Genomic DNA, 14,431 nt, shown 5'->3' on the forward strand with positions numbered 1-14,431 from the left:
AGGTGTAGTGCGGCAACGGCGAGCCACCAGCCACCGCTAGCCGTACGCGCTTTCCACGCCAAGCCGGCCCCCAAGCCTCCCCACCGCCGGCATCGCCACCCCCGATGCCGCATCATGTGCGTGCCCACCCAGCGCATACGCGACGCAACGTCTTGCCAGCACGTCGGTCGGATCGACGAGCCGTACCATCCGGCCACCCGGGCACGCCAGCACCGCGTCGCGCAATAGCAGCGGCAACTCGGTGCACGCCAGCACGATCACCTGCACGCCCTGCCCGACCAGGTCGTCGACCGCGACGGCGAGCTGGTCCACGCACTCGCCCGCTGTGTAGCCCGCCTTCGCGCCACACGGTCCGTAGATGGCGTTCATCAGGTGCGCCTGGGCAGGCGCTGTCGGCGCGACCTGCCTGATGCCGCGCGCTTCGAGCGCCTGCTCGTAGACACAGCTCGCCAGTGTGCCCGACGTGGCCAGCACGCCGACTTCGCGCAAGCCCGGAAACGTCTCGCGCAGATAATCGGCGGTACAGGTCAGCATATTGACGATCGGAATGCCCAATGCCGGCTGGATCCGCTCGATGAACGCGTGCGCGGTATTGCACGGAATCGCGATCAGATCCGCACCACCTTCCTCGAGCGTCTTGCATGCGGCATACAGCGCGAGCGTCGGATCGTCGCCGTTGCCGAGCAGCGCGTCGGTGCGATCCGGAATCTGCGGATTGTGCTCGATCATCAGCCTGATATGGTCCTGATCGCACGCGGCCGGCGTATTGCGCACCAGCTTGGCGAGGAAATCGACGGTCGCGGCCGGCCCGACTCCGCCCAGCACGCCCATCTTGACCCGCCGTTGCGGTTGCGAATACTGGGCCGTCGCCACATAGCGCGCGTAGACCTGGTTGGTATCGACGAGCGGCACCTCGAATGGACCGAGCGCCCGCTGCACGAGACCGATCTCGGCCAACCCCGGCACGATCACCTCGGCGCCCTGCGCGATCAGGTCCGCGCACGCTGCGCGCAACAACTCGACGGGCCGGCCAGACAGGCGGCCGTTCCTGATGCCCTCGTCGCCATACACGGCGCTCGTCACGCAATCGACACCCGTTGCGTGACGCGGATACAGCACGTCGAACCGACCGGCTTCGAAATAGCGCTCAAAAAGGCTGTTTTCACGGACCGCCGCGCAAGTCAGCACGCCGATGCGGCGCGCCGACACGAACGTGCTCCGCACGTGCGCCGCGAGCGCGGTCATGATGTTGGCGACCGGCACGGCGAGATTCGCCGAGAGTTCGTCGATGAAGGTATGACTGAGGAAGCACGGCAGCACGATCGCATCGACACCGCGCTTTTCAAATCCGCGCATGAGGTCGAACACATGGATCCTGAACGCCGCATTCGCCGCATTCGCCGCGTGCGCCGCAACGGGCCCTTGCCACACGCGCGGCTCGAGCACCAGGTCGAAGGGCTGCGCCGCGCCGGAGCGGCACGAGAGGCCGCTCATCCTGCTCAGGATGTCGGCGCTGGCGAGCTGTGCCGTGCCCGTCACCACACCCAGCGAACGAAAGCGATGCATGATGTTTCCCCCGTCATTTTTGTTCGTCCGCCTTGATCGCAGGCGGCGTTGCGCGCTTGAGGATGACACCATGTCGAGCGCGCATGACGTGGGGTTAACCACGAAAACCCATTGCTTTGTGTTGCACGGGCGGCACGGCCCGCACAACACCCTGCCTTACGTTACCTTACGCGACCTCACGCCGCCTCGGCCACACCGTGCGCCGCGCCGCGCTTGCGGCGTTCGAGCGTGCCGATGCACACCAGCGAGATCCCGGCCAGCCAGCTGTAAAACACGGCGAGCGGCCACCATGCGCCCGGATAGCGGTGGGCGAGCACGGCGCCGATCAGTGGCGTCAGGCCGCCGGCCAACGCGGCGCACACCTGGTAGGACAACGAAATGGCCGAATACCGGACTCGCACCGGGAACGCGGTCGACATGAAGCCGGCCATCACCGCGTACGAGCTCGACATGCACATCACCGCCAGCGCGATGCCGACGACGATCGCCACCGGCCGCCCGGTCGAGACGAGCGCGAACATCGGATACGGCGACAGCATCGCCAGGCCCGCCGCGCTTTTCAGGAAGCGTCCAGTGCCGATGCGCTGCGCGAACCAGCCCGATCCCAACTGCGTGAACAACTGGATGAACGCGACCACGAACAGGCAATCGAGAATCAGCGAACGATCGAGCCCGAGGGTCTGCGTCGTGTAATTGAGCATGAACGTGTTGACGAACCACGCGCCCGCCACGCCGATCACGTTCGCGCCCAGGCACAGCAGCACGGTGCGCCACGCATCGCGCAGCACTTCGGCGACCGGCAGCGCGGCCACCCGCCGTTGCGCCTTCAGCGCGCTGAACTCGGGCGATTCATCGACACCCGCGCGGATCAGCAGGCCGACCACCAGCAGCAGCGCGCTCGCGAGAAACGGCAGGCGCCAGCCCCAATCGAGAAACGCGTCCTTGTCCATCGACGCCACTGCGCGAAACGCCAGCAGCGACAGGATCAGGCCCGCCGGACTGCCGAGTTGCGCGAACGACGCGAAGAACGTGCGCTTGCCTTGCGGCGCATGTTCGCTCGCCATCAGCACCGCGCCGCCCCACTCGCCGCCGATCGCGATCCCCTGCGCGACGCGTAGCAGCACCAGCAGCACCGGCGCCCACGTACCGGCACTCGCGTAGGTGGGCAGGAAGCCGATGCCGACCGTGCCGACGCCCATGATCGCGAGTGTCGCGACCAGCGCCTTCTTGCGGCCGATGCGGTCGCCCAGGTGGCCGAACACCAGGCCGCCGAAGGGTCGCGCGAAAAAGCCGACCGCGAAGGTGCCGAACGACGCCAGCGTAGCGAAGAACGGATCGCTGCCGGGAAAGAACAGCTTGCCGAATATCAGCGCGGATGCGGTCGCGTAGATATAAAAGTCGTACCACTCGATGGTGGTGCCGACGAACGCGGCGGCTGCCGCGCGGGTGGGTTGTGCGGTGCGTTGTCCGGCGGGTTGCCCAGTGTATCGCCGGCTGGCGGCGTGATCGTCTGGCTCGCGATGCATGTCGGTGTCTCCAAGATCATTGTTCTGAATGGCGCGGCGCGTCTGTGTGTCGTCTGTGTAGCGTCTGCGTGCCGTCGCCGGGATGCCGCAAGCGTCAGGTCCTGAGCGCCTCGGCGGTGGACGTGTCGGCCCTGAGCACGCCCGCTTCGAACAGACGCTGCTGGGTGGCCGCGTCGATACCCAATGCGTCGAGCACGTCGCGCGTGTCGGCGCCCAGTGCCGGTGGCGCGCTGCGATACGTCGCCGGCGTGCGCGACAGCTTGATCGGCGACGCGGTGCCGCGATAGTCGCCCAGCTCGATCACCATGCCGCGATGCAACGTATGCGGATGCCGTGCGACCACGTCGACGTTCTGCACCGGCCCGCACGGTACGCCCAGGTTGATCAGCGCATGCGCGAGCGGCTCGCACTCGTGCGCCGCGAGCAGACTTTCGAGCGCGGCCTTCAGCGGCTCGCGATGCGCGCAGCGGCTGCGGTTGTCGGCGTAGCGCGGATCGTCGGCGAGTTCGGGGGCGCCGAGATGCGCGCACAGCCGCGCAAACTGCCGGTCGTTGCCGACCGCGAGAAAGATCGGCGCCGTCCCGGTGCGATAGCTGTCGTAGGGCGTGATGTTCGGATGCGCGTTGCCGCTGCGCTGCGGCGTGCGTCCCGAGCCGAAATAGTTCGGCAGATGCGGATGCAGCAGCGACACGCCGCAGTCGTACAGCGCGATATCGATCGACTGCCCGAGGCCGCTCGTCGCGCGCTCGGCCAGCGCGAGCAGAATGCCGGCAAGCGCATTCAGGCCCGTCACCATGTCGACGACCGGCAGGCCGATGCGCGTGGCGGGACCGTCGCGCTCGCCGTTCACGCTCATCAGACCGGTCATTGCCTGGATCGCGGCGTCATAGCCGGGCAAGCCGCCGAGCGGGCCGTCGGGACCGAACCCCGAGACGGCGCAATGAATCAGTTTCGGAAAGCGTGCGCGCAGATCGCGCTCGTAATCCATGCCCCAGCGGGCGAGCGTGCCGGGCTTGAAGTTTTCGACCAGCACGTCGGCGTCTTCGAGCAGCTTCCACAGAATCGCGCGGCCTTCGTCGCCCGACAGATCGACCGCGATGCCTTGCTTGTTGCGGTTCACACCGGCGAAGTACCACGCGGTGTCGCCATAAAACGGCGGACCCCAGCCGCGCGTTTCGTCGCCGTCGGGCGGTTCGAGCTTGATCACCTGGGCGCCGTGATCGGCGAGCGCCTGTGTGCAGTACGGGCCGCCGAGCACGCGGCTCAGATCGACGACCTTGATACCTTGCAATGCGCCGTGGCTGCGCTGGCCGTGAAGCGCGGCGGCGGTCATTGCGCGCCTCCTGCCGGCAGCAGTCGCAGCGACTGGTCTAGCGTGATGTCGCGGCCCGCGACCAGCGCATCGATCACTTCGATTTCATCGTCCGCACTGCGCAGGTCGAGCGGATCGGACGGCAGCAGCTTGTGCTGCACCACCAGATGCGCCAGCGCGAGCCGCCGGTAATCCGGCGCGAGGCGCGCGCCTTCGCAGGCCATCAGCACCGCACTGCTCGCGTGATACAGCGCGGAGCCGGCCTGCCGCACCCATTCGTCGCGGCCAGAGTCGGCGACGCGCGTGAGCGCATCGCAAGCGCGCGCCAACGTCCAGCGCAGCAACGCGACGCTGACGGCGGGCAGCCCGGCCGCGCCGAGCAGATCCTGCAACCAGCTGCGCAACGATTCGAGCGCGCCGTCGCGTTTCGCCGCACGTGCGATGTCGAGCGCGACGATGTTGCTGGTGCCTTCCCAGATCGAACCGAGATGCGCGTCGCGCACCAGACGCGCGTCGCTCCATTCCTCGATGTAGCCGGTACCGCCACGCACTTCCATCGCGTCGCCGGTGACGCGGCGCGCGTCGCGGCACGCGCGGAACTTGATCAATGGCGTGAGGATGCGCACGCATTTGGCCGCCTGACGGTCGCCGGCGTCGGCCTCTCCGAGCAGCAGCGCGATCTGCATGAACATCGAGCGCGCCTGTTCGGCCGGCAGCATCATCTTGACGAGCTGCCGCTGCATCAGCGGCATGTCGATCAGCTTGCGGCCGAACGCTTCGCGATTTCGCGCGATGTGCAATGCCTCGGTCAGCGCACGGCGCATCAAGCCCGCGGCGCGCACGCCGTTGGACAGGCGCGACATGTTGATCATGTCGGCCATCTGATGAAAACCGCGCCCCACCTCGCCGATCAGATACGCCACTGCGCCTTCCAGCACGATCTCACCGCTCGCCATCGAACGGCTGCCGAGCTTGTCTTTCAGACGCACGATCCGGTACGCGTTGCGCGAGCCGTCCGGCAGTGTTTTCGGCAGCAGGAACAGAGCGAGACCGTTGATGCCGGCCGGCGCGTCGTCGGGACGCGCGAGCACCATCGCGAGATCGGCGTCGGCGTTCGAGCAGAACCATTTGTCGCCGTACAGACGCCACACCGCTTCGCCGTGCGCATCGGTTTGAAGCGCAGCACGCGTGGCGATGCGCGCGACGTCGGAGCCGGCCGCCTGTTCGGTCATGAACATCGCGCCCTGGAACAGCGTGTCGAAATCGCGCGAGGCCAGCATCGGCAGAAAGCGCGCGACCAGCTCGGGCGCACCGAACTTGCGCAGTGTGCGGGTGAGCGAATCGGTCATGCTGACGGGACAGCACAGGCCGAACTCCGCCTGCACGAACAGGAACGTCAGCGCGTACTTCACGAGCGGCGGCGGAGTCTTTTCGCCGTCGCGGCTAGCGTGGCTCAGCGACGCGAGACCGAGCTCGGAATAAGCGACGCGCTCCAGCGCGACGTAGTGCGGATGCTTGTCGATGCTTTGCAGCGCTTCGCCGCGCCGCGTGCGATGGCGCAACTGCGGCGGGTTCCTGTCGGCCGACAGCGCCCAGGCGTCCAGTTCATCGGACGCGCGCTGGCCGAGCGAGACGAACTGGCTTTCGAGCTCCTGGTACAGCGTATCGCCAAGATGCAGCCTGAGCAGGCGGGCCAGATCGGGATCGCTGGTGAAGAAATTGATGCCCCGGCTGTCGGGAATGTTGGATGAGCCGTGGGCCGGCTGCGCGGTGATTTCGCTCATGCTTGTCTCCTCATGCCTGTCTCCTTAGTGGACGCAGCATAGAAGCGGCTTCGATAATCGTCTAATACAACTTATGTCCGGTACGATAGACGCGGATTATCGATAAAAGTGGAGACTGCCATGGACCTGAAGCAATTGCGCTATTTCGTTGCAGTCGCCGAGGAGCTGCATTTCGGCCGCGCCGCGAGGCGTTTGTTCATTTCGCAGCCGGCCCTCAGCTTCGACATTCGCAAGTTCGAGGAGCAACTGGGCGTGCAGTTGCTCGCGCGCACCAACAAGTCGGTGGCGCTGACCAACGCCGGCCAGGTGCTGCTCGGCGAAGCGCGCCGCCTATTGTTGCAGGCGGGCGAAGCCGAGCGCATCACGGTCCGCTCGGCGCATGGCCTCGCCGGCCGCTTGCGGATCGGCTTCGTCAATTCGATGCTGTACCGTGGCATGCCGCAGGCGGTGAGCCGTTTCGAGGCCGACCACCCGGGGGTCGAAATCGTCTTGAAGGAAATGAATACCAGCGAGCAGGTGCACGCGATCCAGCGCATGCAGATCGACATGGGTTGCGCGCATTGGGGCAATTTCCCATCCGACGTGACTTCCGCGCCGCTTTTTTCCGAGCCTTTCCTGTGCTGCCTGCCGGCCGATCATCCGCTCGCCCGCAAGCGCCGGGTCGATCTGCGCGCGCTGGCGCAGGAGCCGTTCATTCTGTTTCCGCGCACCGTGTCACCGCACTACCACGATCTGATCATCGCGCAATGCGTGGGCGCGGGCTTCAGTCCGCTGATCCGGCATGAGGCGCGCTTGTGGCAGACCGTCGTGACGATGGTGGGCTTCGGCATGGGGGTCGCGCTGGTGCCGTATACGTTGCGGCAGGTGCAGGACCCACGGGTCTGCTTTTTACCGCTGCGCGGCGAGACGCTGCTATCGCAGGTGCTGTTGTTGCGCCGTAGCGGCGACGCGGAACCCGTCACGAACCGCTTCGTCGAGTATCTCGGCGATGCCGGCGGCAAGCCCGGTAAAACACCACCACACTTAGCGCCACATTCGGCGCCACATTCAGCGCATCATTCGGCACCTCGTTCGGCACCTCGTTCGGCGCGGTCGCGGCGTTCATCGTAAGCGCTCAGCAGCTTGTGGGCGATCATGTCCACGGCCGGCTTGACCAGTCCGTTCTTGTCGGTCCAGACCTTCGGCGTCAGGGTGCCGCTCAGCGCGATGCTATCAGCGTCGCTCAATGCGAGCAGCGCGGCTTGCACGGCGTCGTCGAATGCGATCACGTTGACGAAGATCGTGTCGCCGTCATGAGTGGTCGCGCGCACCTTGCAGGTCACAAAACGCCTGCCGTTCTGCCCGGTGCGAACCTGCGCGTCACCATACAACCGCCCACCCACCAATCCCTCGATCATCACGCCACTCCTGTGTCGATGGGAGTTAGTGCTTCAGCACTTACTCCCATCCCATGCAAAGCTGTCGATGGGAGTTAGTGCTTCAGCACCTACTCCCATCCCATGCAAAGCTGTCGACCAGAGTTCGCGCTTTAGCTGTCGGCCAGAGTTCGCGCTTCAGCGCGTTACTCTGGTCCCATGCAAAGCGCCTACTCTGGTCCCATGCAAGATGGTTGCTGTTAATGCGCCCCCGGAGGGGGCTTCCTTCGGGGCGTCCCCCGAGGCGATTTCCTTCGGAGCACTCCTCCAAGGGAACTTCCTTCGGCCCTTCCAAGGGCGCTTCCTTCGGACGCCCCCGCGAGGGACTTCCTTCGGAGCGCTCCTCCAAGGAGACTTCCCTCGGCCCTTCCAAGAGCGCTTCCTTCGGGCGCTCCCCCAAGGGGACTTCCTTCGGGGCGCCCCCCAAGGGGACTTCCTTCGGGGCGCCGTGCAACTTGCGATGGCGCCCAACACGGCACGTATGCCCCACGAGAATCCACGCGGGCCGTATTAAAGCATGCCTCACGCGCCAACCGTCAGGTCCACGCCGCGCACGAGGCGCTTCGCCAGCCGGGGTTGCCGCAACTGCTCGAGCCACCATTGCAGCGCGCGTCCCTCGTGATCACCGCGCCACGCGACATATAGCACGTTCGGCTCGCGCGGGTCGGCCGTGGCCTTCTCGACCAGTTCGCCGCGCTTGAGCAGCGACGCCACCCGCTGACGCGGCAGCCACCCGACGCCGAGGCCGTCGCGCTGCGCGAGAATCTTCGCCCGCATGCCCGGCACGGCCAGCGACGCCTGCCCACCGATCACGCCGTATGCGCGCCCTGCCGTCGTCCGCGATGAATCGGCCACGACCACCGCGCGATGCTCGCGTATCCGCTCGCGGCCAAGCGGCCCTTCTGCACTCGCGAGCGGATGACGCGGCGACACCGCGAACACCCAGTCCATCACGCCGAGTTCAAACCAGCGCAGGCCGGGAATCGCCGGCGGTTCATTAGTCGCGCCGACGATCAGATCCGCGCGGCCGTCGCGCAATGCCTCCCACGTGCCGCTCAACACTTCGTGCGTGAAGCGCAGCTTGACGCCGGAGTCGAGCGCATCGAAGGCGCGCACCACCGGCATCAGCAGTTCGAATTCGAGGATCTCGTCCGTGACCACCCACAGACGCTCTTCCCAGCCGCTCGCGATCTGCCGCACGCGCTGTGTCATGCGCGATACGTCGAGCATCAGCCGCGCGGCTTCGTCGGCGAGCAGCTGGCCGGCGGGCGTCAGTTGCAGCCGATAGCGGCGCCGGTCGAACAGCAGCGCGTCGAAGCGCGTCTCGAGCTGGCGCGCGGCATGCGACACCGTGGACGGCGCCTTGCCGAGACGCGCCGCCGCACGCGACAGGCTGCCGGTCTCGCGGATCGCATCGAGCAAAGCCAGTTCGTCTTCCGACAACATGTTGCATTCCTTCGAACGAATTCGACGCGAAGATGCTACGGCAAAGCGACGAAAGGTGTCCACCCTGACGATATCACCACTACGGGTTGCCGGAAAATCATCGCGACACGCGTTCGGAAAAACCGCATGAGCTGCCCGCAACCGCACTTGCACTTGCACTTGCACAAACGCACTCGCAGAAAAGATAACGCTCACGCCAACGGTTCTTTTCGATCCTCCGCCGCTTCGAAAATCTCGCGCAGCCACTGCGCAAACACCCGCACCCGCGACGACAACTGGCGATTCTGCGGATACAGCACCGACACCGGCATCGGCGGCGGCGGGAAGTCCGCGAGAATGATCTTCAGCCGCCCCTCCGCCAGTTCCCCAGCAACCCGATACTGCGGCACTTGCACGATACCGAGTCCGGCGAGCGCCGCACCGGTATAGAGATCGGCGCCGCTCACGGACACCGCCGACGGCAGCAGCATCGCCGTAACACGGCCATCGATGCTGAATTCGAGCGGCACCGGCTTGCCGGTCGCGCTCGACACGTAGTTCACCGCGCGATGCGTGGACAGCGCCGACGGCTCGCGCGGCTCACCATACGCGGCGAGATAGGCGGGACTCGCGACGGTGACTTGCGGCAGTTGCGCGACGCGCCGCCCGACCATCGACGAATCCTGCAGATTGCCCGCGCGCAGCACGCAGTCGATCCCTTCGCGCACCAGATCGACGAAGCGGTCGTCCTCGCCGATCGTCAGCTCGATCCCGGGAAAGCGCGCGAGAAACGCCGGCAGCGCCGGCACGACGAAGTGCCGGGCCAGCGTGCCCTGCAGATTGACCCGCAACAGTCCCTTCGGCGCCACATTCGAAAACGCGCCCTCGGCCTCTTCCATGTCGGCGATCAGCCGCACGCAGCGGCGGTAATACGCGTCGCCGTCGTGCGTGAGCCGCACCGTGCGGGTGGTGCGCTCCAAGAGCCGCGCGCCGAGCCGCTGTTCCATGCGCTTCATCAGGTTGGTGACGGTGGCGCGCGGAATCTGCAGATCGTCGGACGCACGGGTGAAACTCTGCCGCTCGGCAATCCGCACGAAAACCCGCATCTCCTCGAAACGATCCATGGTTCGCACCCCGGCATGCATTTCGCGCCGATTGTTAAAGCAAACGGAATGGTTATGGCCAGTTTAACGTGATTATCTAATGAGGAATAGCGCTCATGATTCACCTCGCCCACTCATCACACCCAAGGAAACGCACCATGAATACGCTCAACCACACTCGCGTCGCCATCGTGACTGGCGCATCCCGTGGCATCGGCGCAGCGCTCGCGCGACGTCTCGCACGCGACGGCTTCGCGGTCGTCGTCAACTATGCGTCCAGCCCGGCCGAAGCCGAGGCGCTCGTCGCCGGGTTGCAGGCCGCGGGCGCGCAAGCGATCGCGGTGAAAGCGGATGTCTCGGAGGCCGACGACGTACGCCGCCTGTTCGAGATCACTGAACAGCAACTCGGCAAAGTGGATGTGCTGGTCAACAACGCCGGCGTGCTCAAGACCACGCCGCTCGCCGACACCAGCGACGCGCTGTACGACCAGACCTTCGACATCAACGTGCGCGGCACCTTCAACACCTTGCGCGAAGCGGCCGCGCGGATGAACGAGGGCGGGCGCATCGTCAACTTCTCGAGCACCACGCTCGCGCTCAACATGCCGGGCTATGCGGTCTACAACGCGACCAAGGCGGCTGTCGAAGCGTTCACACAGGTGTTCGCCAAGGAACTGCGCGGGCGCAACATCACCGTCAACGCGGTGGCGCCGGGCCCGATCGCCACGTCGCTGTTCCTCGACGGCAAGACCGACGAACAGATCCAGACCTTCGCGAAGATGCCGCCGTTGCAACGCCTTGGCCAGCCGGACGATATCGCGTCGGTGGTGGCGTGGCTCGCCGGTGCGGATGCGGGCTGGGTCAACGGTCAGATCCTGCGGGCGAACGGCGGTCTTGCGTGACGCGCTCGAGCGCCCCGCATGCAGGCTTCGTCCGTCGCGCTGCCGCGAGGCGAGTGGCCGATGCGCTCGGTGATCGACTTCATCGGCGACGGCGCGCGAGGTGCGCGAGGTATCGGAGCGCGTGCGCATCGAGTTCGCGCAGCGGATCGGCATGGGCGATTTGCCGGCAGCGCGAGTCAAGCGCTAGACACGATGCTCGCGCAAGGTTTCGCGTTCGGCCCGCATGTCGACGCGAGCCGCCGCTAATATGGCGAATTGTTCGCTGTTGCGTCCGAACTCACGAAACAACACCACACCGCGGCGTGATGCGCCAGCCTGACAGGGAGCGTGCTTACACCGCTTTTGGATTGCGTTCCGTGAATCCTTCCTGATGCCAGTACGGGTACGCGGGCCGCACGGCGCTCGCCGCATCGAGCTTCGCGACCTGCTCGGCTGTCAGGTTCCAGCCGACCGCGCCCAGGTTCTGCCGCAACTGCTCTTCGTTGCGCGCGCCGATCAGCACCGTCGACACCGTCGGCCGTTGCAGCAGCCAGTTCAACGCGATCTGCGGTACCGTCTTGCCGGTTTCGGCGGCGACCTCGTCGAGCGCATCGAGCACGCGGAACAGATACTCGTCCGGCACCGGCGGGCCCATGTCGCCAGTCTTGTGCAGGCGGCTCGATTCGGGCAGCGCCTGGCCGCGCTTGATCTTGCCGGTCAGCCGTCCCCAGCCGAGCGGACTCCACACCACCGCGCCCACGCCCTGGTCGATGCCGAGCGGCAATAGCTCCCACTCGTAATCTCGCCCGATCAGCGAATAGTAGGTCTGGTTCGCGACATAGCGCGGATAACCGTAACGGTCCGCGATGTCCTGCGATTTCATCAGATGCCAGCCGGAAAAATTCGACACGCCGGTGTAGCGGATCTTGCCGGCGCGCACCAGATCGTCGAGCGTCGACAACACTTCGGCAATCGGCGTTCGGGCATCGAAGCCGTGTAGCTGGAACAGGTCGATGTAATCGGTCTGCAAGCGCTTGAGCGCCGCGTCCACCGCCTGGATCAGATGAAAGCGCGACGAGCCGACACTGTTCGGTTCGTCGTCGAAGCGGAAGGTCGCCTTGGTCGAGATGATCGCTTTGTCGCGCTTGCCTTTGAGCGCTTCACCAAGCACCGACTCGGATGCGCCCGTCGAATAGATGTCGGCGCTATCGAACAGCGTGACGCCCTCATCGAAGCAGATGTCGATCAGGCGACGCGCTTCGGCGACGTCGGTGGCTCCCCACGCCTGGAAAAATTCGCCCTTGCCGCCAAACGTGGCGGTGCCGAAACTCAGGACCGGAACCTTGAAACCAGATGCACCCAGATGTCTGTATTCCATTGACGTATCTCCGTGGCCTAGCCGTCGATGATGGGACGTCCAGTCTACGCGCGTCCGGGCAAACGCATCGGCACGGGAGCAAGGAGCGGCGCGCAGGCTCGTGATGTTCGTGGGAAGCGGTACCGCTGACATAACCGGCGAGCGATCGCTCACGCGCGAGGCGCGAGCGCAAAGTCAAACGCCAATACTGACGCCATCACTACCGGCATCGTTACGCGCCCGCCGCCGTCGACGCGCTCAATGCGGCGAGCGCGTCGCGTACGGCCAGCATCACGCTGTCCCAGTCGCCCAGCGCGGGCTGCCTGAACAACCGCGTGCGCGGATACCAGGGCGTGTCAGTGCGCTCGAGCAACCAGCGCCAGCACGTGTCGAAGCGGTTCAGAATCCAGACCGGCTTGTCCAGCGCGCCGGCCAGATGCGCGGTGGACGTGTCCACGGAAATCACCAGATCGAGGTTGGCGACCAGTGCCGCGGTGTCGGCGAAATCGTGCAGTTCTTCCGAGTGGTCGATCACGCGTCCGGCCCGCCCGCTACCCGCTAGCTTTTGCGCCGCCGTGCCTTTTTGCAGGCTGAAGAAGCGCACGTTCGGGACGTCGAGGATTGGCGCGAGCCGCTCGAACGTAACCGAGCGGCGCGCGTCGATCTTGCGCAGTTCCGCGACGTACGCGCGATTTTCGCCCGCCCACACGAGGCCGACCTTCAGGCGGTTATCCGCTCGCGCAGGCGTTCGGAAATGAGCTTGTGCGTTTGCTTCGTCATGTGCCTGTGATTCGATGCGCTCGCGCCACGCGCGCACGGCGTCGGTGTGCGCGAACAGATAGGGCGTCGCGGCCGGTATGCTGGCCTCGCTGGTCCTGAATGCGAGCGGCAGACTGAGCAGCGGGCAGTGGCAATCGAATGGCGGCAACGCTTGCCCTGCTTCGATCAACTGATCGACACCGTCGAGCGTGCCCATCAGCCGCATCAACGCGGATGGCACTTCGAGCACGACCTTGGCGCCGAGCTTCGACACCAGCGCGGCATAGCGGCAAAACTGCAGCGTGTCGCCCAGGCCCTGCTCCGCGTGCAACAGAATCGTCTTGCCATCGATCGAAAAATCGCCGAGCCACAGCGGCTGCGCGAAACCGCGCTTGCCTGCCTTGATCCGGCTGCGCTCCCACCGCCATTCGTATTTCTGCCAGCCGGCTTCGAACTGCCCCATTTGCAACAGACACAGCGACTGGTTCCAGTGCGCTTCCGCCGACGCGGGATTCATTGCGAGCGCCTGCGCGTAACTCGACAGCGCTTGCGTGTGCTGATTGAGATCGATCTGCGTGAGGCCGAGGTTATTCCACGCGTCGGCAAATCCCGGTGCCAGTTCGAGTGCGCGTCGATAGTTGCGCTCCGCTTCCTGCGGCTGGTTCAGGTCGCTGAGCGCATTGCCGCGATTGCTCCATGCCTCGGCATAGTCCGGTTGCAACGCGAGCGCGCGATCACAGCTCGCGAGGGCGTCGGTGCAACGGCCCAGGTCGCGCAGCACGCACGCGCGATTGTTCCAGGCCTGCACGAACTCCGGCATCAACGCGATGGCGCGCTCGAAACTGGCGAGCGCATCGAGAGGCCGGCTCAAACCGGCTTGCGCGTTGCCGCGATTGTTCAGTGCATCAGGGAATTTCGGCTGCAGCGCGAGCGCGCGATCAGCACTCGCGAGGCCTTCGTCGTAGCGCTGCAACGCGTTCAGCGCGGCGGCCAGGTTCGAATGAACCGGCGCATGTTTTGCGTTGATCGCTAGCGCCTTCCTGAGCAGATCGACGCCTTCCTGCAAACGGCCCGTTTGCAGCGCGAGTTCGCCTAGCAACTTCAACGCGTCGAAATGGCGTGGCTTGAGTTCGAGAATCTCGCGATAGAGTTCTTCGGCCTCGACAATCGCGCCGTTCTGCTGAAGCGCGATCGCTTGCCGCAGCAGATGGTCCAACTGTTGCGGCAGATTGGCAGGCTTGTTCATACGGTCGGATTGGATGGCATGCACGGGAAATCGTGAGCGCGCTGCGAAGACGCATGC

General features: G+C 65.6%; 11 protein-coding genes and 1 pseudogene. 3 read left to right on the plus strand and 9 right to left on the minus strand.

Translation table 11 applies throughout. The features are described from left to right. Positions 1 to 36: 36 nt before the first annotated feature. The 4 genes from cuyB to BN2475_RS27430 form a co-directional block, all read right to left on the minus strand. Positions 37 to 1,566, minus strand: coding sequence for a cysteate racemase (cuyB, locus tag BN2475_RS27415; protein ID WP_094782593.1), 1,530 nt, complete (start codon positions 1,564 to 1,566; stop codon positions 37 to 39). Positions 1,567 to 1,742: 176 nt separating this feature from the next. Beyond that, positions 1,743 to 3,092 carry an MFS transporter gene (locus BN2475_RS27420; RefSeq protein ID WP_094782594.1) on the minus strand — a complete coding sequence of 450 codons (1,350 nt, stop codon included), beginning with the start codon at positions 3,090 to 3,092 and terminating at the stop codon, positions 1,743 to 1,745. Between the two features lie 94 nt (positions 3,093 to 3,186). Then, positions 3,187 to 4,425, minus strand: a complete 1,239-nt coding sequence (locus BN2475_RS27425) for a CaiB/BaiF CoA transferase family protein (RefSeq protein WP_094782595.1) — start codon at positions 4,423 to 4,425, stop codon at positions 3,187 to 3,189. Further along, positions 4,422 to 6,188 (minus strand): acyl-CoA dehydrogenase family protein, encoded by a 1,767-nt coding sequence (locus BN2475_RS27430; RefSeq protein WP_094782596.1) that lies wholly within the window; start codon positions 6,186 to 6,188, stop codon positions 4,422 to 4,424. Before BN2475_RS27430 ends, BN2475_RS27425 begins: the two co-directional genes overlap by 4 nt. 120 nt (positions 6,189 to 6,308) lie before the next feature. On the opposite strand from BN2475_RS27430, the pseudogene BN2475_RS27435 reads away from it, so the two are divergent. Next, positions 6,309 to 7,178 (plus strand): annotated as a pseudogene (locus BN2475_RS27435) (LysR family transcriptional regulator); the annotation flags it as partial. 65 nt (positions 7,179 to 7,243) lie between these two features. Here BN2475_RS27435 and BN2475_RS27440 read toward each other — a convergent pair. The 3 genes from BN2475_RS27440 to BN2475_RS27455 form a co-directional block, all read right to left on the minus strand. Next, positions 7,244 to 7,585, minus strand: a complete 342-nt coding sequence (locus tag BN2475_RS27440) for a single-stranded DNA-binding protein (protein WP_094782597.1) — start codon at positions 7,583 to 7,585, stop codon at positions 7,244 to 7,246. A gap of 540 nt (positions 7,586 to 8,125) precedes the next feature. Beyond that, the gene (locus BN2475_RS27450; protein ID WP_094782599.1) at positions 8,126 to 9,049 is read right to left on the minus strand and encodes a LysR family transcriptional regulator; all 924 of its coding nucleotides are present in this window, start codon (positions 9,047 to 9,049) and stop codon (positions 8,126 to 8,128) included. 191 nt (positions 9,050 to 9,240) lie between these two features. Further along, positions 9,241 to 10,152, minus strand: coding sequence for a LysR family transcriptional regulator (locus tag BN2475_RS27455; protein WP_094782600.1), 912 nt, complete (start codon positions 10,150 to 10,152; stop codon positions 9,241 to 9,243). A gap of 137 nt (positions 10,153 to 10,289) precedes the next feature. On the opposite strand from BN2475_RS27455, the gene BN2475_RS27460 reads away from it, so the two are divergent. Both BN2475_RS27460 and BN2475_RS27465 read left to right on the plus strand, forming a co-directional pair. Further along, positions 10,290 to 11,033, plus strand: coding sequence for an SDR family oxidoreductase (locus BN2475_RS27460; RefSeq protein ID WP_094782601.1), 744 nt, complete (start codon positions 10,290 to 10,292; stop codon positions 11,031 to 11,033). Between the two features lie 18 nt (positions 11,034 to 11,051). Then, the gene (locus BN2475_RS27465; protein ID WP_094782602.1) at positions 11,052 to 11,279 is read left to right on the plus strand and encodes a hypothetical protein; all 228 of its coding nucleotides are present in this window, start codon (positions 11,052 to 11,054) and stop codon (positions 11,277 to 11,279) included. Positions 11,280 to 11,364: 85 nt separating this feature from the next. Here the strand turns inward: BN2475_RS27465 and BN2475_RS27470 are convergent, their stop codons facing one another. Continuing rightward, on the minus strand, positions 11,365 to 12,390 hold the full coding sequence (locus BN2475_RS27470; protein ID WP_094782603.1) for an aldo/keto reductase: 1,026 nt from the start codon (positions 12,388 to 12,390) through the stop codon (positions 11,365 to 11,367). A 211-nt stretch (positions 12,391 to 12,601) separates the two neighbouring features. Beyond that, positions 12,602 to 14,374, minus strand: coding sequence for a tetratricopeptide repeat protein (locus BN2475_RS27475; protein WP_094782659.1), 1,773 nt, complete (start codon positions 14,372 to 14,374; stop codon positions 12,602 to 12,604). Between the last annotated feature and the right edge of the window lie 57 nt (positions 14,375 to 14,431).

The sequence above is a fragment of the Paraburkholderia ribeironis genome (assembly GCF_900019265.1).
GTDB classification, from domain to species: domain Bacteria; phylum Pseudomonadota; class Gammaproteobacteria; order Burkholderiales; family Burkholderiaceae; genus Paraburkholderia; species Paraburkholderia ribeironis.